14 protein-coding genes are annotated in these 21,083 nt (G+C 57.4%); 6 read left to right on the top strand and 8 right to left on the bottom strand.

The features are described 5' to 3' along the window. Positions 1-30: 30 nt before the first annotated feature. Positions 31-2,520 (bottom strand): hypothetical protein, encoded by a 2,490-nt coding sequence (locus tag C5Y96_RS26885; protein WP_105359815.1) that lies wholly within the window; start codon positions 2,518-2,520, stop codon positions 31-33. Positions 2,521-2,949: 429 nt separating this feature from the next. Here C5Y96_RS26885 and topA point away from each other — a divergent pair, with 429 nt between their 5' ends. Beyond that, positions 2,950-5,712, top strand: a complete 2,763-nt coding sequence (gene topA / locus C5Y96_RS26880; RefSeq protein WP_105359813.1) for a type I DNA topoisomerase — start codon at positions 2,950-2,952, stop codon at positions 5,710-5,712. Between the two features lie 123 nt (positions 5,713-5,835). Here the strand turns inward: topA and C5Y96_RS26875 are convergent, their stop codons facing one another. Next, complete coding sequence (locus C5Y96_RS26875; protein ID WP_158261445.1) at positions 5,836-7,473, bottom strand: hypothetical protein; 1,638 nt, start codon at positions 7,471-7,473, stop codon at positions 5,836-5,838. 323 nt (positions 7,474-7,796) lie between these two features. On the opposite strand from C5Y96_RS26875, the gene C5Y96_RS26870 reads away from it, so the two are divergent. From C5Y96_RS26870 to C5Y96_RS26855, 4 genes are all read left to right on the top strand, one after another. Next, positions 7,797-8,792 carry a YbhN family protein gene (locus C5Y96_RS26870; RefSeq protein ID WP_105359808.1) on the top strand — a complete coding sequence of 332 codons (996 nt, stop codon included), beginning with the start codon at positions 7,797-7,799 and terminating at the stop codon, positions 8,790-8,792. Positions 8,793-8,817: 25 nt separating this feature from the next. Beyond that, the gene (locus C5Y96_RS26865; protein ID WP_105359806.1) at positions 8,818-9,786 is read left to right on the top strand and encodes a glycosyltransferase family 2 protein; all 969 of its coding nucleotides are present in this window, start codon (positions 8,818-8,820) and stop codon (positions 9,784-9,786) included. Then, positions 9,770-11,368 carry a hypothetical protein gene (locus C5Y96_RS26860; RefSeq protein ID WP_105359803.1) on the top strand — a complete coding sequence of 533 codons (1,599 nt, stop codon included), beginning with the start codon at positions 9,770-9,772 and terminating at the stop codon, positions 11,366-11,368. Before C5Y96_RS26865 ends, C5Y96_RS26860 begins: the two co-directional genes overlap by 17 nt. 123 nt (positions 11,369-11,491) lie before the next feature. Continuing rightward, complete coding sequence (locus C5Y96_RS26855; RefSeq protein WP_105359801.1) at positions 11,492-12,211, top strand: peptidylprolyl isomerase; 720 nt, start codon at positions 11,492-11,494, stop codon at positions 12,209-12,211. Here the strand turns inward: C5Y96_RS26855 and C5Y96_RS26850 are convergent. Beyond that, positions 12,188-12,841 (bottom strand): hypothetical protein, encoded by a 654-nt coding sequence (locus tag C5Y96_RS26850; protein ID WP_105359798.1) that lies wholly within the window; start codon positions 12,839-12,841, stop codon positions 12,188-12,190. The genes C5Y96_RS26855 and C5Y96_RS26850 overlap by 24 nt on opposite strands. Positions 12,842-13,215: 374 nt before the next feature. Between C5Y96_RS26850 and C5Y96_RS27195 the strand changes: the two genes are divergently transcribed. Continuing rightward, positions 13,216-13,461 carry a hypothetical protein gene (locus C5Y96_RS27195; protein WP_146115826.1) on the top strand — a complete coding sequence of 82 codons (246 nt, stop codon included), beginning with the start codon at positions 13,216-13,218 and terminating at the stop codon, positions 13,459-13,461. Between the two features lie 94 nt (positions 13,462-13,555). On the opposite strand, the gene aroA is transcribed toward C5Y96_RS27195, so the two are convergent. The 5 genes from aroA to C5Y96_RS26820 form a co-directional block, all read right to left on the bottom strand. After that, positions 13,556-14,833 (bottom strand): 3-phosphoshikimate 1-carboxyvinyltransferase, encoded by a 1,278-nt coding sequence (aroA, locus tag C5Y96_RS26840; protein ID WP_105359793.1) that lies wholly within the window; start codon positions 14,831-14,833, stop codon positions 13,556-13,558. A gap of 44 nt (positions 14,834-14,877) precedes the next feature. Next, complete coding sequence (locus tag C5Y96_RS26835; RefSeq protein ID WP_158261444.1) at positions 14,878-16,092, bottom strand: PQQ-binding-like beta-propeller repeat protein; 1,215 nt, start codon at positions 16,090-16,092, stop codon at positions 14,878-14,880. Positions 16,093-16,115: 23 nt separating this feature from the next. Further along, a complete protein-coding gene (locus tag C5Y96_RS26830) occupies positions 16,116-17,258 on the bottom strand; it encodes a hypothetical protein (protein ID WP_146115825.1) in 1,143 nt (380 codons plus the stop codon). Between the two features lie 108 nt (positions 17,259-17,366). Continuing rightward, positions 17,367-19,016 carry a hypothetical protein gene (locus tag C5Y96_RS26825; protein ID WP_105359785.1) on the bottom strand — a complete coding sequence of 550 codons (1,650 nt, stop codon included), beginning with the start codon at positions 19,014-19,016 and terminating at the stop codon, positions 17,367-17,369. Further along, positions 19,013-20,986 (bottom strand): multiheme c-type cytochrome, encoded by a 1,974-nt coding sequence (locus tag C5Y96_RS26820; RefSeq protein ID WP_158261443.1) that lies wholly within the window; start codon positions 20,984-20,986, stop codon positions 19,013-19,015. The genes C5Y96_RS26825 and C5Y96_RS26820 overlap by 4 nt, the downstream gene beginning before the upstream one ends. Positions 20,987-21,083 lie beyond the last annotated feature (97 nt).

Raw genomic sequence — 21,083 nt, 5'->3', positions numbered from 1 at the left:
CCGGCCCTTTCGCTTTTCTTGATGTGCGTCTTAGGAACTCGAATCGAGGTCCATCGGGTCGATCTTCCAGTCGATACGCTTCGGATCGAAGAAGTCGAGCAGAATGGCCCGCGTGACCAGGTTCTCTTCCTGCGAAGCGTACTGCGAAACGCTGGCAGGCAGGGTCCCTTGGATGGCGGCCATCATGTTGTCGCGAAGCTGCTCGTTGGTTTCCGCTTCGGCGGTTACGAAGGCAACATAGTAGACGTCTTCACCCAGGTTCGGGGCAGCAGTCGCGCCGTTGAGTGGTGTGCTGAACAGGGCTTCCATGGTCATCTGGCTCAGGCCTTCGACCCCTGGGATGGTACCCAGCGACAGGCCTTGCCCACCAGAAAGCTGGTTGAAGTAGGTGATGTTCTCGGCCACGATCACTTCGGCTTTACGCTCGGTGGCGGCTTTGTTCAGGTCTTCCTTCGACTTGATCTGCTCGGCCAGCTTCTGGGCAGCTTCCTTGGCCAGCTTGCCGGCTTCCTGCTGCTTCCAAGCGGCGACGACTTCGTCTTTGACGTCTTCCAGCTTCGGAGCGAAGCCATCCTTCATTTCCGTCTTCCAGAAGACGTACTGCACTTCGGCCTGAATGTTCTGGCGGAACATCATCGAGCTTTGCGAAGCTCCGGGGAACAGGCGTGGCTGGAAGAGGGGGCTCTTCGTTTGGAACGCTTCGGCGACCATCGAACGGTTGATCGTTCGTAGACCGGAAGTCTGGTCGAACGTGTAGTCGACGTGAATCGCTTCCTGGGCCAAGGCCGACTGCGACGCAGCGTAGAAGTCCATCAGCGGCATCGCGCCGAAGCTCAAACCGAGGCTCGTCGCCAGGCGTTCGATTTCGTCGGTGTCGTAAGGGGACTTGGTCGACTTGGTTTCCAGGTAACGGAATTCTTCGTACTTGGCTTGCAGCACCCCGCGAACTTCGGCCAGGGCATCGCTCATCCGCTTCTGAGCGATTGGCTGGGCCAAGCGATCACGAATCTGATCCTGCACTTCCGCCAGTGGCTTGTACTCGACCGGAGGGGCTTCCGCCATCGGGGCGTCGGTTGCTGGGGCCTCGGCAGCCGGCGCTTCCGCGGCTGGGGTTTCCATCGGAGCTGGGTCCGCTGGCTTTTCTTCCGGCTTGGCACCTTCCGCAGCAGGCTCTTCGGCTGGCTTCTCTTCGGTGGCCGGCTTTTCGCCTTCTTCCTGGAGGAAGCTGACCAGTTGGACGCCTGTTTTCATGCTGTTGAGCGAAGACTGTTCCGCTGCTGGTTCTTCCTTCGCAGGTTCTTCAGCCGGTTTCTCTTCGGCAGGCTTTTCTTCAGCGGGTTTCTCTTCGGCCGCTGGTTCAGGCTTGGCTTCTTCCTTCTTTTCTTCGGCAGGAGCCTCTTCCTTTTTCATTTCTTCCGCTGGCTTCTCTTCCGAGGCAGGCTCGGTCGTTTCTTCCATCGGTTTGGCTTCTTCGGTGGCCGGCTTTTCTTCGGTCATCGGAGCCGATTCTTCTTTGGCCGGGGCTTCTTCCGTGCTGGCCGGGGCTGCGGGAGCTTCCGGTTCGGCCGAAGGCAATACGGGCTTACGGAACGAATCTTTGTTCTCTTCGTAGTACTGGGCGACCTGCTCGTCGGTGATCTCGGCCTTGGCGGCGTTGACGAAGTCTTCGATATCACCCTTCACGTACGCCAGCGAGATCTTGTCCATCTGCATGAAGCCGATCTGGTTCATCGCTGGGTTGGCAGGCTGGTGCTTGTACTTGTTGAACAGCTCTTCGATTTGGGCATTGGTCGGGCTACCCACCTGATCCATGAAATCCTTGGCCGAAACCGGGAACATCTCGGTCGAGATGGTGCGGTTCATGTTGCGGTAAGCAACCCAGGCCGAGCTGGGCGTAACCACGCGGCCGTCGCGGAAAACCAGAGCTTGCAGCTTCTGGGCGGTCAGGACTTCGCGAAGCATCTCGAAGAAGTAGTCGTAGTTGAGCCCGGGACCTTGGCCGCCGGTCACTGCCGAGAGAATGGCGTTGTAGTCGTAATCGCTCAAGCGACCACCGGACGATTCCCGCATGAACTCGCGGACCGACTCGTCGTCGACGACCATGCCCAGCTCTTCGGCCTTCTTCACCCAGGCGTAGTACAGCACGGCTTCTTCCGCACCGACCGGCATGAACTGCGGACCGCCAGGGCTTTGCTGGCTGGCCGGCACAATGCGAAGACCAGGGATAGGTGGCATAGGCGCTTTAGGCGAACCCTGCAGGATGAGGGAGCGTCCGATGGCTTCGGCCATGACGCGGCCTACGATGTCGTATTTATTGACGAGATTATCGATGTCGGGGCGGTAAAGTTCTTCATCGTCGACCACGACCACTACTTCGCCGCGAATATTCTCGGCTTGTTGCGAGAAGAAACCGAACTGCAGAATGGGTGGCAGGACGACAAAGGCGACCATTAACAGGGCACCGAAAACGACCATCAAGATTTTCTGGTTATCGCGAAATACTTTGAACGGAGTGGCCATTGTCGCCTATCGAAAAATGGAACCGCCGGTGGGGTGTTAAAATGTCCCGCCCCCTTGACATTAGGAGTCAAGACGCACTACTGATTGCTTTGCGGGAATGAACAATTCGAACGATTGTAGGGGCTATTGTGGTTTGTACAATCCCAATCAGAGCCCGCAAACGTAGCAGCGGCTTTCCTTTAGGGCTGTTTGACGCAAAATTTGCGCAGCACGGGAAAGCTTCACTGAAATTTCAGACGATGGGCTGAGTTTTCAAAAAAATCGCACCGACTGTGGCGATTTTTCGTCTGGCGGAAAGCGTACGGCTCAGCGTTAAATTTGACCAGCACGATTAGCAGATAAGAACATTACGTCGAAGCACCTTTGTTTTTACGTCAGGCAACAGCAACGTAGACCCAGCGGCACTAGTCGAATTGTATTGGATCATTCATGGCGGAATCGGGTAAGAGCAAGAAGGCCTTGGTAATCGTCGAGTCCCCGGCCAAGGCTCGGACGATCTCAAAATTCCTCGGAAAGAATTACCTCGTCGAGGCTTCGATCGGCCACGTTCGCGATCTTCCCCAAGGTGCGAAGGAAATCCCGCAGGAATATAAGGACCAGGAGTGGGCCTACCTGGGGGTGAACGTCAACGACAACTTCGACCCGGTCTACATCGTGCCGACCGACAAGAAGCAACAAGTCACCAAGCTGAAGAAGCTGCTGAAGGAGTCGGACGAACTTTACCTCGCGACGGACGAAGACCGCGAAGGGGAAGCGATCAGCTGGCATTTACAGGAAATCTTGAAGCCGAAAGTCCCGGTCCATCGGCTCGTTTTCCACGAAATCACCGAAACGGCGATCGCCGAAGCCCTGGAACACCCCCGTACGATCGACGACGGCATGGTGCGTGCCCAGGAAACTCGCCGAATTCTAGACCGTTTATATGGTTACGAGGTTTCGCCCCTGTTGTGGCGGAAGATCAAGCCGAAACTGTCGGCCGGCCGCGTGCAAAGCGTGGCGGTGCGTCTGATCGTGCAGCGCGAACGAGACCGTATGGCGTTCCACTCGGCCACCTACTGGGACCTGGTCGCCACGTTCGAGGTCAACGGCCAGTCGTTTGACGCGACCCTGGTCGAAGCGGACGGCAAGCGTGTGCCATCCAGCCGCGACTTCGATGCTTCCACCGGTAAGGTCAACAAGGAAGGTCTGCTGCTGCTGGACGAAGCAGGGGCCAAAGACCTGCTCGAGCGGATTCGCAGTGCGGACTTCTCGGTCAGCAACCTCGAGAACAAGCCCTACACCAGCAAGCCGGCTGCTCCGTTTACGACCAGTACGCTGCAGCAGGAAGCCAACCGTAAGCTGGGCTTTACCGCTCGGCGAACGATGCAGGTCGCCCAGAGCCTGTACGAAAACGGTTACATTACTTACATGCGTACCGACTCGACCAACCTGGCCCAGGTAGCGATCGACGCTTCGCGTAGGCTGGTTGAAAGCGAGTACGGCAAAGAATACCTGCCGGAAAGCCCTCGCGTTTACGCTTCCAAGGTAAAGAACGCCCAGGAAGCTCACGAGGCGATTCGACCTGCCGGTAACGAATTCCGCAAGCCGGAATCGCTCAAAGGTGAACTCAACGCCGAACAGTTCAAGCTGTTCGAGATGATCTGGAAGCGAACGGTGGCCTGCCAGATGGCCGATGCCCGCGGACACCGCATTTCGATCAACATCGGTGGCGGTCAGGCCGTCTTCTACGTTAGTGGCAAGACGATCGATTTCCCTGGCTTTTTGCGAGCTTACGTCGAAGGATCGGACGATCCTCAAGCCGAACTGGCCGACCGCGAAACGTTGCTTCCTGCGGTGGAAGTCGGGCAGAAGGTCGATGCCAAAGAGTTCGACCCGAAGAGCCACACCACCCAGCCGCCTGCCCGGTTCAGCGAAGCTTCGCTGACGCGTAGTCTGGAAGAAATGGGGATTGGTCGTCCGAGTACGTACGCCTCGATTATCGATACGATTCTCCGTCGCGAATATGTTTTCAAGAAGGGGAATGCCCTGGTTCCCACGTGGACGTCGTTTGCCGTGGTGGGCTTGCTTGAAGCGCACCTTGAACGGCTGGTCGACTACGACTTCACCGCGAAGATGGAAGACGACCTCGACAGCATCAGCCGCGGCGAAGCAGATGCGAACGATTACCTCAAGAAGTTCTACTTCGGCGTGGAAAACCACGGCCTGAAGCAGGTCATCGAGGAACGCATTAAGGACGTCGATGCCCGTAGCGTGAACTCGATTCCGCTGGGCGCACCCGAAGAAGGTGAGTATCGCGACGAAGTCTTCGTGCGTGTCGGTCGCTATGGACCGTATGTCGAACAAGGAGAACGCCGCGGATCGATCCCTGATGAACTGCCTCCGGACGAGATCGACCTGGCCAAGGCCATGGAGATTCTCGAACAGGCCGAAAAAGGGGAAGAGCCGATGGGCGAGCACCCCGAAACAGGCAAGCCAATCTATCTGAAGACCGGCCGATTTGGCCCGTACGTGCAGATGGGGTCTTCGGACGACGAAGAGAAGCCGAAGAATGCTTCGCTGTTGAAGGGAATGAACGCCGGTGACGTGAACCTGGAAACGGCGATCAAGCTGCTTTCGTTGCCACGTGAAGTCGGCTTGCACCCCGACGATCAAAAGCCGATCGTCGCCTATAACGGGCGGTTCGGTCCTTACGTCAAGTGGAACGACGAAACTCGTTCGCTGCCGGCCGATATTTCTCCGATCGAAATCGAGATGGAAAAGGCCCTCGAACTGTTGGCTCAGCCGAAGACGCGGGGCGGTCGAGGGGCTCCGAAAGAGCCGCTTAAGACGCTCGACAAGTCGCCGGTGACCGAAGAAGTGATCAAGGTCATGGATGGTCGCTACGGCCCTTATGTGACCGATGGCGAAACGAACGCCTCGCTGCCGAAGGGGGCTTCGCCAGACGAGTTGACGATGGAGGTCGCCCTGCAACTTCTGGCCGAACGAGCCGCCAAGGGAGGCACCAAGAAAAAGAAGGCCAAGAAGAAGACGGAGACCAAGAAGGCTGCTCCCAAGAAAACGGCCAAAAAGAAGACGACCAAGAAAAAGGCCGCCACCAAGAAGACCGCGAAGAAGTCGACTACCAAGAAGGCAGCGACCAAAAAGACGGCCAAGAAAGCAGAAGAGTCGGCCAGCGACGAAGCCCCGTTCTAATCGCGGAGCTTGTCCGGTTTCGAAACAAAAAAGCATCGAAGTGTTAGCTTCGATGCTTTTTCATTTCTTGTAGGGCCCGCGTGTCGCGGGTCGGACCGCAGGTACCAGATATCTGAATACGTGTTAGTCGTTCGACATCGTTCGCAGGTCGCGAACGTCTTCCAGCAGGTCTTGATACTTGCGTTGGAAGTCTTGCGAGATGATGAACATGTACCCGTTGGCACAGAACGATAATAGGAAGCCAAAGGCCAGGAACGGCCACCACGAGGGGAGCGTTTCGACTTCCTTCTCGACAACCTTTTCGACAATTTCCGTCTCCTTTTCGGTTCCGGAAACGGAAGCATTCGTGGTCCCGCTTGGTGACTGCTGGGTAGGAGGAGCCGTGCCTGCGGGCTGGTTATAAGCAACCTGGGCGACCGGCTGCTGACCAGCGTACGGTGGTTGGTAATAAGGGGGTTGCTGGTTGTTGTACTGGTAGTTGGGATTCGCTCCGTAGTTGTACGGCGGCTGCTGACCGTAACCGTTGTTCACGAAGTTGCTACCGTATGGCTGCTGGGGGTTGTACCCTGGCGGTGGTTGTTGGTTGTTGTACTGCGGCTGCTGCTGCGTGTTCTGGTTGTTGTTGGGCAGCGGGCTGTAAGGTGCCGTGTTGACGCCAGTCTGGTTCTGGTTCCAGGTACTGGCCGGCCACGTGCTGTCGGTATTCGTGCCGCTGTTGTTGGCCAGGTTGCCGCTGTTCTGTTGTGAAGTGTTGGAACCAGGGTAGGTGTAATTGCTACCGGTGTTGTTGGGCTGGCCCAGCGTTCCGCCGGTTTGGCCGGTCTGGTTGGTTCCGGTGTTGGTCTGATTGTTACCGTAGGTCGAACCGGTGCCTGATTGGCCGGTATTCGAGACCCAGTTGTTGGAATCAGACGGCGAAATCAGATCCGGGGCACTTTGATTGCTGCCGGCAGCAGGCTGATTGAAGCGGTAAGGGTTGGTGGCACTGGTTCCGGAGTTCGTGGTGCCGCTGTTCTGCGTGGTGGCATTCCAGGTGGTTCCACTTCCACCAGTGGCACCACCACTGGCCATTGTGCTACCGGGCGTAGCTGTGCTGCCGGGCGTACTGGTCGAGCCGGCATTGTACTGACTGCCGGTCGTGCTACCGGTGTTGGTGCTGGGGGGAGTTGGGACCGAGCCGAGCGGTGTTGTGCCACTGGTTTGTACGGCACCGTAAGGACTTCCCGGCGTCGCAGGTACCGAAAACCGCGATCCGGCTGTCGATGAGGCACCGCCGTAACGTTCAGCCGCACCAGGAATCGCTGGAAAGCTGCTGCCGGTGTTCGTGGCTGTGCTGGTGCTGGGCTGGACTGGCTCGGTCGCGCCCGATGGGAGCGTGCGAGTCTGACGCGGAATATACTGAGCGAGTTCTTCGCCAAGTGCCGGCCTGGTGTCGGCCGCGGAAGTCGTTTCCGGCGGAGCGGTCAACTTGGGAGACTCGGTCGGCATCAGGCCGATCTCGTTGGTCCGCTCGTTGACCGGCTCTTCGTAGGAGGTGGGCAGAATCTTAGGCAGTTCTGCATCTCCGACTTGAACACGAAAGACCTGAACGCGCTGTACGTTCGGAGGTAGACCGACTTGAATCGCTTCGCCCGATTTGAGCTTTTCGATCGCTTCCGGTTCGATCTGAATAATGTATTCCAGCTGCCCCGAATCAGTGGGCTGATAGCCGAAATCCACGCCAAGAACGGCGGACGTAATTAATAAGCAGGCGGCGTACACAGTCTCATACTCCTCGCACAGCACGTGCATCATGCAACTTGTGCCGCTAATCCTAACTATTATTGGGGAAACGGGAAAGCGACATTTGACAGCATTCTTGCCGCAAGCATAGCCGCGAGGAGAATTCCCTATCTCTGGATTGGTATAGCACTACGGACGAATCGCGCTTGGGGTTCGCAGGCTGTCGGCAATAGACTATCATCGCCAAGTTATCCACATCCGCTATCAATGCCGTCAGAGACCGAGTTTTGGTTTCCCCAGCAAGCCCAGATTGCCCGGACGATACGCCAGCCAAAGGGGCGAAGGTGTGGAAGTCGCGCGCGATGAACGCAATTCAGCTCATCGTGATGGTTCTGGTTGCCTGGGGGATATGGCGAAATATTGAAAAAGCGATCGCCCAAGTTCAGCAACAAAATTTTTCTTTCGAAGAACTTCGTTGGCCCTGGATCGTGTTGGCTGGTTCGCTGTACCTGTTGGGCACCCTGCCAATGGGGTTGTTCTGGTACCGATTGATGAAGGCCATGAAGCAAGAGCCGCGGCTCTATAGTGCCGTGCGGGCCTACTTCATTGGTCACCTGGGAAAGTATGTCCCTGGCAAAGCATTGGTTGTGGTACTGCGAACTTCCCTGGTGCAAGGTAATCATCTGCAACGATCGGTCGTCGCGACCGCGGTCTTCGCGGAAACGCTGACCATGGTTGCGGTCGGGGCGGTTTACGGCGCGATATTAATTGCCATCTGGTTTTCCCATCAGCAGTTACTCCTGTGGACGGCGGTCGGAATTGGCCTGGCCGCCAGCTTCGTGACATTGCCGCCGGTGTTTCGCGCGGTGGTCCTCTTCTTGAAGGTCTCGCGCATCAATCCCGAGATCGAAGAGAAACTGGCCGGGCTGAATTACCCGACGATGGCCTGGGGCTGGGGAGCGAATATCGTGGGCTGGACCCTGCTGGGAGGCAGTATGTTTGCCACGATGACCAGCATTCCCGACGCCGATGCCCACATGGCGGGCGGTTTAACGATGTTCCCCCTGTTGGCCGCGACCGTCTGCCTGGCGATGGTCGTGGGCTTTGTGACACCCATTCCCGGTGGGATGGGGGTTCGTGAATATGTGATTATGGAAATGATGGCCCCGGTCTTCGGTCCGGTGGTCGCGGTGGTGTCGGCTGTGTTGTTGCGGGTTTCGTGGCTTTTGGCAGAAGTGGCGTTGGCAATTATCCTATATGGAATTCCCGCCTCCGCCCCTGCCACGGACGATGCGACTTCGGAGTCTCCTTCTTCCGAAGAGAGCTCGACCACCGATCCTGCCCAAAATCCTGCATAACGAGTATGCGTGAGAAGTGAAGCAAATGAAGCTCTCCCTGGTGATCCCTGTCTATAACGAAGACGAGAGTCTCGACAAACTGCACGAAGAGATTTGCGAAGTCGTTACGGCCCACAACTACGATGTTGAGATCATCTTCATCGACGACGGTTCGAAGGACGAGTCGTGGAACGTGGTCACGAAGCTGGTCGAGAAAGACTCGCGTATTCGCGGGCTCAAGTTTCGCCGTAACTTTGGCAAAGCGGCCGGCCTGGATGCTGGTTTTCAGGAAGCCCAAGGGGACGTGATCATCACGATGGATGCGGATCTGCAGGACGATCCGCACGAGATTCCCCGCTTTCTGGAACAACTAGACGCCGGCTACGACGTGGTTAGCGGCTGGAAGCAAGTACGGCACGATCCCTGGCATAAGGTTGGGCCGTCGCGGGTATTCAACTGGATGGTCAGTACGCTGACTGGCGTGAAGCTGCACGATCATAACTGCGGTATGAAGTGTTACCGCGGCGAGATCTTCGACGAAGTCCGCTTGTACGGCGAGCTGCATCGATTTGTGCCGGTGCTGGCCGCGGCCCATGGTTGGAAGGTCGGCGAGATCGTGATCAATCACCGAGCCCGGCAGTTCGGCCATTCGAAGTACGGGGTGCGCCGGTTCCTGAAAGGATTCCTCGACCTGACGACCGTCGCGTTCATTACTGGTTACGGGCAGCGGCCGCAGCATCTGTTGGGTGGGATTGGCCTTTTGTTCTTCGCACTCGGTTTCCTGGGGCTGTTTGGGCTTTCGGGATGGTGGGTGATCGATCGGCTGCTGGGTGCGGAAGAACCGATCGAACTACACAAGCGGGCCATCTTCTACTACTCGATCGTCTCGCTGCTGCTGGGGACGCAGTTTGTCACGGTGGGCTTGTTGGCTGAAATCATTCGTTCGGCAATTGCTCCGCAGACCAAGTCGTACTTCATCTCGCAAAAGGTAGGCGTGCGTGACGAAGCCAGCTAGAGTTCCCCGCAAGTCCGACAACACGTGGACCGACGCCGATCGTTTGCGCTGGGCCGTATATTGGCTGTTGATCGCGGTGTGCCTGGGCAATGCCGTGGGTCGCATCTTCGCCGTGACGGCCGAACACAACCGGCATCCGTTTCTCAGTGCGAACGATCGCAGCCGCTGGGCGACGGTCCGTTCGCTGGTCGATCACCAGACGTTTGCCATCGACGAGGTGATCAAGGACCGCTACTGGGATTCGATCGATAAGGTGTATCACATCGGCCCGGATGGAAAGTACCACTACTACAGCAGCAAACCGCCACTGATGGCCTGTGTACTGGCTGGCGAATATTGGCTGATCAAGAATACGATCGGCATGGAGATCTCCGAGCACCCTTATTACGTCGGTCGCGCGATATTGATTGCGACCAATGGGCTGTTTCTATTGGGGCTGCTGTGGGCGACGATCTGGATTGTCGAACGTTACGCGAAGTCGGATTTTGCCCGGCTTGGTATCGTGGCGACGGTTGCATTTGGTACGTTTCTGACGACGTACGCTGTCACGATCAACAACCACAGCCTGGCTGCGATGAGTGTAGCGATTGCGATGTTCTGCGGTTTGCGCGTCTGGTGCGACGATCGCGGCGACGCGCGTTACTTGCTGGGGGCTGGTTTCTTTGCGGCCTGTGCGGCAGTGAACGATCTGCCGGCGTTCAGCTTCTTTGGTCTGCTGGGACTGGCGATGCTGATCAAGCGACCTGTCGGAACGCTTCTATACGGAGTGCCAGCCGCAGCGGTGATCTTAGGGGCGTCGCTGGTGACGAACTACATCGCCCATCAATCGTGGCGACCGCCGTATGCCCATCGCGCCGATGGCGAGGTGCTGGGAACACTAGAAACCAAGATGCATGGCGCACTGGATAAGAACGAGGTGCCTGCCGAACTGAAAGAGGTGCTTGCCAGGCACGAGATTCAGCTGAGCGATCAGGCCGAGATCATTACCCGTGAGACGGGCAACCGGTGGGTGGTTCTCGACACGGGGATCGACCGCCGCTATGCCGTGCAGCGCACCGACAGCAACATCGAAGTTCGCGACTGGGACAACTGGTACGACTACGACACCAGCTATTGGAAGCCTGGCGTGAAGAAGGGGGTCGACAAGGGAGAGAAGTCGATCGGCCTGTACGCGTTTCATGTGACACTCGGACATCACGGGATATTGTCACTCACGCCGGTGTGGTTCCTTTCTTTAATAGGGCTGGGGCTGTGGCTATCGGAGAAGGGGAGCCTGCGACAGGTTGCCGTGTTCATCATTGTGCTGACGCTGGTCTGTGTGTTGTTCTATATCTTCCGACCGCTGAAAGATCGTAACTACGGCGGAATGACCTCTGGCTTTCGCTGGGCTTTCTGGCTGATTCCCCTATGGTTAACCGCCATGATTCCGGTATTGGATCGCTGGAAGAATGCTCGCTGGGGGCAGTTGCTGTTTGCGGTACTGTTGTTGTTTTCAGCGATATCGGCCAGCTATTCGGCGCTTAATCCGTGGATTCATCCTTGGATGTACACGTACTTGGGTTATTTGGGGTGGATGGAGTAATCGCCCCGATAGCAAAACTCATGTTGCATGATTTCTCGAAATCCCGAAAATACTTCGACTAATTCTGACCCGAACCTGACCCGTTCACTTCACCCTCAGGCGTAACGCAGGGAGGCGTGCTTGATGAAGTTCCCGCACCTATCATCATCGTTAGCTGTACTCGGTTTTGCTATTTGTGTTGGCTTGCTTACCGCTGGCTGTGGATCGTCGGATGCGGCCAATCCACCGGCGGTTAGTATCAACGACCCTGGCAGCGCAGACGCAGCGTCACAGACCGTCTCGACCGACGTGGTCGGCAAGCCAGGAAAGGGTTCCGACTTTCGTGGTGAAGAGTTCCCTGAAGTCATTCTGACGACAACCAAAGGGGAAATTCATCTGAAGTTGGATGCCAAGAAGGCTCCGGCGACGGTCGACAATTTTCTGACCAACTACATTTCGACCGATCATTACAACGGTACGATCTTTCACTACGTGCAGCCCAAGGGAATGATCCTGGGCGGGTTGTTCGACAGCGGTATGAATCCTCGTGAAACTAAGAGCGAGATTCAGAACGAGGCCATGAACGGCTTGAAGAATAAGCGGGGCACGATCGCCATGTCGCGAGATCCCAGCTTCATCCACAGTTCGACGTGCCAGTTCTTTATCAACTGCGCCGATAACACATCGTTCGATCACATTGGGACCGACGATTCCAGCAGCTTTGGCTATTGTGTGTTTGGCGAGGTGATCGAAGGGATGGACGTCGTCGATGCGATTTCGGCCGTCGAAGTCCAGTCGAGTGACGGGTTCGTCAATCTACCGCGAGAACCGGTGCAGATTCTATCGGCCCACCGCGTCAAATGACGTGACGGTGGTCGCCGTTTCAGATGCTGGTAAGTAAGCGCTTTCCAATGCTTCCAGCAAATGCTCGATCGTATAATTGCGCCGTCTAGGCTTGGCCTGGGCGGCGTTTTCTACGCCATGCTCTGCGAGCAGATCTTTCAGCAGCCGCGATTCCAGGGAAGGAAGCAGGGGGGCGTCCGAAATCCAAGTTGCCGAGAAGCTTTTGCCTTGGCTGGCCAACCGCGTCAATTGAACGATCGACTGGCGTGAAGTGCACATGGCATCGATTCGCTGGAACAGGAAGGTCGGATCGTCAGGGAATTCGATAGCAGGCTCTTGGGCTAGTTCTTCCAGAACGAAACGGCTGAAGAACTCGCGATCGTGAGGAAAGCTGCGAACGATTTGAGTTCGGCCGGGAATGTAGATCCGCATTCCCTGAAGCGACTCCAGCAAGGCAACAACCTGACTTTGGGTCAGCAGCATTGGCTTGTGACGAGGTCGAGCATGATAGAAGTATTGCTGGACGATTTGCTCGAGGGTTTCGAACTCAGGACGAATGGGCTCGGCAAACAGCGAAGCGCAGCAGGCGAGCCAAACGCCCAACGCAGGCACGATGACGCGTTGAGTGCGGCTATTGTTTAGCCAGTGCATGACCCATTCCCCCGATTTCCTTGCACATTTTCGGCAACTTATTTCTCACGCGATGAACTTTTTCTGCCCACTCTTAAGAAGGATAGATCACACCTCCGTGATCGTTGACAAACCCCTCTAAAATGGGTGAAAATCCCTTAATGCCCGAGATATCAGCTGAATCTGGTCAATTTGGAGCGAATACGGCGAAAGAGATGGATGGCCGTAATTTGGGATTAAGTCCCCTAGTAATGGCCATAAAGTGGTGTTGATATACCGTAGGTCCTTTTTTTCGATTGATTTCCGTCACCGTTTTCCTATACTGCTGGAACGTTGCCGAGCAAGTCGTCTCTCGGTGGCACTTTTCAGCAGTTGCGGTAGTAGGAGATGCCGTCGTGTGTAAAGTCACGTACTTCGTCCAACCCTGCCCTACATGTGGCCGAAAGCTGCAGGTCAAGGTCGAGTATCTTGGCCTTGAGGTATCCTGCCAACATTGCGGTGCCGGATTCATTTCGCACGATCCCGATATGGCCGGTGCTCCGCCGATTAACCCCGTGGATGATGCCCTGCACAAGGCCGATGCCTTCCTCGGTAAGGGCCTTGCAGGCACGCATTTTCCAAGCATGTTTGGAACCAACTAGAGCGTTGGTTCCTTGCTGAAAGAGTTTTCGGCCCTGGTGGTCGAAGTTGTTAATTTAGCCGCCTTAAGCGGCTTTTTCTGTTTCTTGCCACTCGTTAGCCGGCACAGATCTGGGCCAGGTCCTCGAAGTAGTGAGGATACGTCTTGCTGGTGCAGCCAGGGTTGAGGATCACGACGCCCTCTTGGCGTAGCCCGACCAGGGCCAGGCTCATAGCCATGCGGTGATCGTTGTACGTTTCAATCCGAGCCGGCTGAAGCTTGCCCGGCGTGATGGTCATGCCGTCTTCCTGTTCGTCGACGGTTGCTCCCAGTTTGCGAAGCTCGCACGCCAGGTCACTGATGCGGTCGGTTTCTTTGTGGCGGTTATGCGCGACGCCGGTAACCGTGGTCGGCCCATCGGCAAACAGGGCTACCGCAGCCAGGGTTTGCACCGTGTCGCTGATTTCCCCCATGTCGATGTTGATTCCGTGGAGCTTGCCGCCGGTGACCGTAACGCTGTCGGTCTGGTAATCGACCTGGCAGCCCATCTGGGCGAGTGCTTCGCAGAAGCCGACATCGCCTTGCAGGGCATCGCGCGAAAGCCCTGCGACGGTGACCTTACCACCACTGACGGCTGCTGCTCCCCAGAAGTAGCTTGCGGCCGAAGCATCGGGCTCGATGGCATATTCACACCCGCGATACGTTTGACCGCCAGGGATGACGAACCGCCGGCAATCGTTCTCTTCCAGAGTGACGCCGAAGTCACGCATGATTTGGGTCGTCATGCGAACGTACGGCTGCGAAACCAATTCGCCGTCGACCTGCAGTTGCACCTGGCTGGAAGCGTAGGGGGCCGCCATTAACAGCCCGCTTAAGTATTGGCTGCTGATGTTGCCGGCGATGGTTGCTTTGCCGCCAGGGAGTCCATGGGCATCGACCAGTACGGGAGGACAGGCGTTGTCAAACTCGGTGCGGATGTTGGCACCCAACTGCTTGAGGGCTTCGATCAGATCGCCGATGGGACGCTCGCGCATCCGGGCAATTCCGTCCAGGCGAAACGTGCCGGTGCCAAGGGTTGCCAAGGCGGTGAGAAACCGCATCGAAGTGCCGCTGTTGGCGATGAACATCTCGGTGTTGTCGCCACGGAACTTGCCGCCGTTCCCTTCGACCGTGAGCGTATGGCTGGCCGGATCGTGAGCGATTGCCACGCCGATGCGGCGCAGGCTGTCGATCATCACTTCCGTGTCTTCGCTTTCGAGCGCGCCGGTGAGGATCGATTGGCCTTCGGCAAGCGCAGCGATGATCAAGGCGCGATTGGTAAGACTTTTCGAGCCAGGAGGACGAATCGATCCAGTAACAGGACCGCACGGGGTAATGGCAATTTCAGCGACCACGGTGCATCTTCAAGCAAGGGAGGAAACGAATAATCCTCTGTAGTTTACTGCTTGTTGGCGATCTTCCACAGGTGGCGTTCCCCTTTGATGTACATGGCATCGTCGCCCAGGGCAGGGGTGGCCTGAACGTTTTCCCCCATCTCGATCTCTTCGACGATTTCCCCCTTTTTGCCGGAGAGATCGACAATCATGGCCAGGCCGTCGTAATTGATCGCAATCAGCTTCTGGCCGGCGATGACCGGGGTGGCCCAGAACTTGCCCTTGAGACGCAGGCCCCACTCGAGGTCGCCGGTCTCGGCGTTGCCGCAGTTGAGCACGCCGGTACCGTTGATGGTGTAGACCTTGCCATCGTGCAGGATGGGGCTCATCGACGACGGATTCAGTTTGTTGGCTTCCCATACGATCTCAGGCTTGACGCGAGGATCTTTCAGGTCGAGCACGGTCAGGCCTTTCGAGACCACAAAGGCCTGCTCGCCGGTGGTCAGCGAAGTGGAAATCGTGGAGGCACCCCCGCCCAGTTCCCACAAGACCACACCGCTTTTGGAAGAGACGGCCGTGACACCGTCGCTGCTTTGCAGCAAGGCCACGCTCTCGTCGCCGGAGTTGACGGCTTTCAAGGCGATCGGCGATGCCCAGTTTGCTTTTTCCGCTCGCGGCAGGAACCAGCGAGTCTGCCCGTTCTCGGCATTGATACCGGCAGCGAACGAATCCCCTTGGTTTTCGATCTGCACGACAATCGTGTCGTCGATCACGATCGGCGAACTGGCCATGCCGACGTCATTGCCTGCTTTGGGGTGTTCGTAGCCGAGGCCACGGTACCACTTCAGGTTGCCGTCCAGGTCGAGGCATACCAGGTCGCTCGAACCGAAGAAGGCGTAAACGTTCTTGCCGTCACTTACGGGGCTGGGTGCGGCTGGGGTGGTCTGTGGGTGGCAGAACGTGCGACCGGTCGCCCAGAAGTTTCGCTGCCACAGCTTCTTGCCGTCGGCAGCCGAGTAGCACAGGATGTGCAACTGTTCGAGGTCGGCTCCGTCGGCGGTGGTGACGATCACCTTGCCATCGACGACGATCGGGCTGGATGGCCCGCGACCGGGGAGTTCGACTTTCCAGGCAACGTTCTCGCCGTCGGCCGTCCAATTGTCGGGAAGCTGACACGATGAGGACGATCCAGTGGTGTCGTCGCCGCGGAACTGACGCCAGTCGGCTGAGACAAACGAAGCCATCGCCAGCAGGCACAGCAAACTCAGGGTGATACGCATGGGTTGGTTTCCGTGCTTGAAGGTTAAGGTTTGGCGTCGGCGATGGCCGTGCCCAGGTGATCGCATACGCGTAGATCAAAATGCCACACGTTGGTCCACGACTGGGTTTGTTCGTTCTGCACCAGCTTCACCAGGATGGTGTTCTCGCCGGGCTTCAGCTTGGTCTTGGCGGTGTATTGATCGAAATTATCGCCGGCATGGTAAACCTTGTCCGAGGCCACCAGGTTGCCATTGACCCACACCTTGGTCGCATTGGGCGAACCCCAGCGTAATTCGACATCCTGGGCTTCGTCGCTATCGAAAGTGGTGACAGCGTAGCCAACGACTTCTTTCACCGGGGCAAACGCCTTGTTGAAGTCGACTCGCTTTTCGCCTTTGCCGAGCGTCAGCGGTTGCCACTTGGCCGGGGCGGGGATTTCGTCGATCAGCTTGCCGGGGTAGGAACCTTCCAGATTAATCTCTTTCTCAGGCGGATAGACGGCGTCGAAGCCATCTCCCTTGGCGAACTCGAAAGCCGCGATCACATGCCAGTTCTTCAGAAAGCCGAAATGCTCGGTCGTGTCGACTTCGACTTCCAGTTCCTTTAAAGCGTCGGCGATCACTTTGGCCTGATGGGCATTGCGTGTGGCGGTGAGTGCTTGTTGATAGGTTGCGACGGCTTCTTCGGTTTGCTCGTCCTGGAGCTTGCCTTGGGCGTCTTCAATCAGCTTGTCGACGGCCAGCAGACGCAGTTCGAGCGAAGCGTCGTTCTCGAAGCTTGGGACCAGCTTTTGTGCCGCTTCTTCATCTTGCTGCTTGAGCAGGTTATAGGCTACCGAACGCGATTTAGGAGAATGTGCTGGCGATTCAATGAACGCGATCAGCGTGTCGTTGGCAATCGGTTTGCCTGCTTGCCGGGCCTTGTCGGCCATTGCTTCGACGGCACCACGCAGCCAGTTGGCGGCCACGGGGCGATCTTGTTTCATCGCGGCCAAGACCTCGGGAATGGCGTCGGCGTTCATTTGGCTAAGGGCGGTGACCGCTTTGACCGCTTCGGGATAACCGAGGGCCTCGGAACTGATCGCGTTGATCTTGTTGATCAACTCGGTCGCCTCGCCGGCAACCAAAGGGGAGACGCATAGCAGCAAGGCTAAGCCAGCGGCAAGAGATTGGTAGAAACGCATCATCGGCTCGGAATGGATCGAAGGGATAGGGCAGGGGATTGCCCGATTGTAATCGATTACCACACGCGAGGAAGCATTGCCGCGGAAGTTTAACGAATCGGCAAAGTGAGCTTAGAACAGGATCGTTTCCGACACGAATACGCCATCGCGGCGGAGAGCTTCGTTATCGGATAGGTTCAACACGCCCAAGACTTCGAAGAACGTGCGTTTGCCGGTCTTTCGCTGGTAACGCAGGCCAAAGCCATAGACGAAGTCACCGTTGGGGGTCTGGAAGGCGATTTCAGGGGCGATCGATTCGTCTTCGTGATGACGGAACAACTGGATGCCCAGCGATGCCCCGTAGTTCTCGCCCAGGCTGCTGCCGGTGGAAATCGCGACGAGCGGGTTCACGTCGAACGCGGCCCGCAAGCGATTGAAGTTGCCGCCGGCGGCAGAGTTCCAGCCGTCGGTCGCATAGAAGAGGTTACAGTAGGCAACGCCGGACTCGATACCCAGCGGATGGGCAGGCATCAGGTACGTGTAGTTTGTTTCCAGGACGAACAGTTCGCCGGCACCAGTACCGGCTTCGTCGCCGAATTTGAACAGGGCCCGAGTGGCGTAGTTCAGCCGGCCATGGAACTGAGTACGGCTGATCGCAGCGAAGTGTTGGTTGCGGCCAGCGGCATCGGGCGTTTCGACAAACAGGTACGAGCTTTCGTAGAAGACCTTCTGGTAGTCGACACTGATGTTGGTGCCGTACATGCGGCTGTTGTCGTCGGCCACGTTGTCGACGTCGCTGCCGGCGTAGATGGCCTGGATATTGATGTTGCTCGTGTTGCCGACAAAGAGCGTATTCTTATTGATGACGGCACCAAGGATTTCGTCGTTCATCAACAGCTGGTTGTGCAGTTGGAACGGGAATTTGCCCCCCACCATGTGCAGGTCGCGAACGGCGAAGGGATCCATGAAGCCAGAGAACATGCTATGCAGTTCTCCTTCGAACCAGAAACGCTGAGGCTCGCCGGTGCTGTTGTCGATGTAGCCGGCCGGGTCGCTGAAGCGATAGTACGAGCCGCCCGTGTTGCCTTCGCCGATGGGGCGGAACTGCACGTGAAAACGCTCGGTGCCCGTCAGACGCAGGTCGAGATCGAGCAGCAATTGATGCCCCAGGCCATCGCTGCGGGTGTTGCCTTGTTTGAACGCGATAGCACTGGCCTGGTAGCCGCCGTAGGCGACAAAACGGGGTTCCCAGTTGTAGGCACCGGGGCCGAACCAGTCGAGCGAATACTGTTTGATCGGTTCTTCCCCTTCGAACTGTGTAAACAGCGTGAAGGGTTCGGGATCGATATAATCTTCCGGCAGGCGAAGTAGTTCAAAGTCGGCGTGCTCATCCTCGCACGGCCAACCCAAACGGTCCCCTTCTGCGTTGTACATGTACGAGCCACCATGTTGCCACAGCTCTTCCTCCAGGGGCGGAAGGGGTTCGTCTTTCCATTGCTTGCTTTGGGCGTTTTCAGGCAACGCCAGCGGCAGCAAGTGAGGCGAGTCCTGCGGTGTCTCGATGGGTTCAGCCAGCGGGGGAAGAAGCGACTCGTTTGCGGGCGCGAAGTTCGTGGGTTCGACGTGAGGAACCGACAGTTGAATGGGCTTGTCGTGCTGGCCGGGAATCGGCGGTACGCCAAATAGGTGCTCATCCGCTAAGACGGAACTGCAACAGAGAACTGCTGAGCACCACGCTGAAGCGAGGAGTTGTCGGAGTTTGGATTGCGGACTTGCCGTCATGGAGTGACCTCGATCGTGCCACACCATTCTTGCAGAACGACCACCTCGAGCAGATGCTTCAAGTGAGGTGTTCCGACACGATCCAGCAGCGTTGGAGGAAGGTGTCGGAAGTTAAGTCGCGCTGTTATACGGTAGATGCCTGGTTCTTTGGGCAAGTGTACCGGATAGCTTTGGCTTTGCTTGGAAAGAGGTGCCAGGCTGCCCTTGGCGATACGGAAAGTTGGCGGACGGCCGAAGGAAGCGGAGATACCTTCCGCCGGACGTACAATGTTGATCGGTGTCAGGAAGCGATTCACGGAAAGAATTACCGAGTGATCGGTCCCTTCCGACGTAAGTGCGGTGAACTTGTTCTGGAAATTGAGCAGGAACCGATCGTACGGAACCTTACCCCCGAGCACCGCATGGCTGTGTTCGTCGCGCAGGTCGCCGTTGTCGTCGAGATCGCCCGACGCGAAAACAACCCGTCCTTGTTCGTCATGGACAATGACCGAAACCCAGGCCTGACGCTCGGCCGTAAAGCCGGTGGGGAAGCTGTGTCCTGAAAGCTTGCTTTTCACTTCGACGTTGATGTGAACCTTGTCACCCATGCCGGCTGACTGCGGAGCACTTACAAAGAGGTCGGCGGCTTGCGACAGGACTTCGTATCGCTTCTGAGCGGCGATACGGAGGCTATGGCGGTTCTTCTTGCGAAGTTCGGTGAGCGTTTCCTTCTGATAGTCGGTCAGCATGTTCCAGTTGCGGTAATCGACCTCGAACATCCAATCGAGTTTCTCGGGGAACTCGGTGTCAGGCAGTAGCGAGTAGTCGGGACCGGCAAAGGTGTGGTCGGTAAGACGGCGAAGGGGAAGCTGGTCTTCCGGTACTTCGGGGACAACAGCAGCGCGGCCGAGGGGACGTTCGCAATCCTGGAACGGAACGCCTTGTACGGGGCCCATGTGGCACTGTTGGCAGGTAATGCCTTGCTTGGCTGCCGGGCTGTTTTGCCATTCGCTGAAGGCTTCTTCGAGACGCACGCCTTGAGGGTTGGTCACGTCGTGGCATTCGCCGCAGAACTGCGAGGTCTTGATGTAGGGTAGGCCCTGTGACTCGTGTGTGCCCATCGCCTCGCCGCCGTCGGCATCGTCGAAGGGGCCGTACATGCACGCGTCGAGCAGTTTGCCAGGTTCAACCGGAACGCGACCACTGGCCTTGTAGTGCTTGGTACTGCGGCGGTGGCAAGAGACACAGGTCACCCCTTCCATCGAGATCCGCGACCGGTGGACATTGCGTCGATTGGCGTTCTCGCCCAGGGCGGTGCCAACAGGCGTGTGGCAACGCGTGCAGAAGGTTCCCTGCGTGCCGCTGGTGCGTTCCATGAGGGTCAAGTTGAAGGCCTCGAACACAGGGCTATGCTGGGCATAGGCGTGCATCGATCGCGACCACTCGTCGTACTGCTTGGGATGGCAGGTCTGGCACTGCTTGGCCGAAGGAAACTCCATTTCGGTCAAGGGAGTGATATTGCAGTTCTCGGGCAGGGCGTATTCCAGGGCACCGTTTTCGATCCAGCGGTATATTGCTTCCTGTTGCCCTGGGGTGAGCCATTCCATCTTGTCCGGCGGCATTTCAGGCGTACGAGGCATGCCAGTTCCTGGCTGGGCGTGTTCGTCCCATTCCACGTAGGCCAACAGGGCCGAGTCTTTGGGACTGCCCGGAACGACCAGGCGGTCCTTGCCAACCTTGCCGGCCAACAGGGCTTCGTAGGTGCTAAGGTCGACCCGCTTCGTGTTGGGGCGATGGCATCCAGCACATTTGTTGGCCAGGGTCATGTAGACTTCCGGCCAATCGACATCGTAGGGGTGGGGCTGGGAAATGAGATGTGGAATCGCTTCCACCGTGGTAGGAGCTGCTCCCCAGAGCCAAAGCGCGCAGACCAGGCCGAGACCAACGGTCAGAACCGCCAATTGGGAGGTTAGTTTTCTGGCAGCGGGCATTCGGGCATCCTTCCCGTGATCGACCTTGCGCTGGCCGTCCAGTGGCCAGAACAACTTGGGGTGCGTGCACTGCATCCCCTGATATCACTGGTCGGCA

The sequence above is a fragment of the Blastopirellula marina genome (assembly GCF_002967715.1).
Taxonomy (GTDB): Bacteria; Planctomycetota; Planctomycetia; order Pirellulales; family Pirellulaceae; genus Bremerella; species Bremerella marina_B.
Note: the sequence above shows the minus strand (reverse complement) of the source record. Positions and strands in the feature narration are given on the sequence as shown.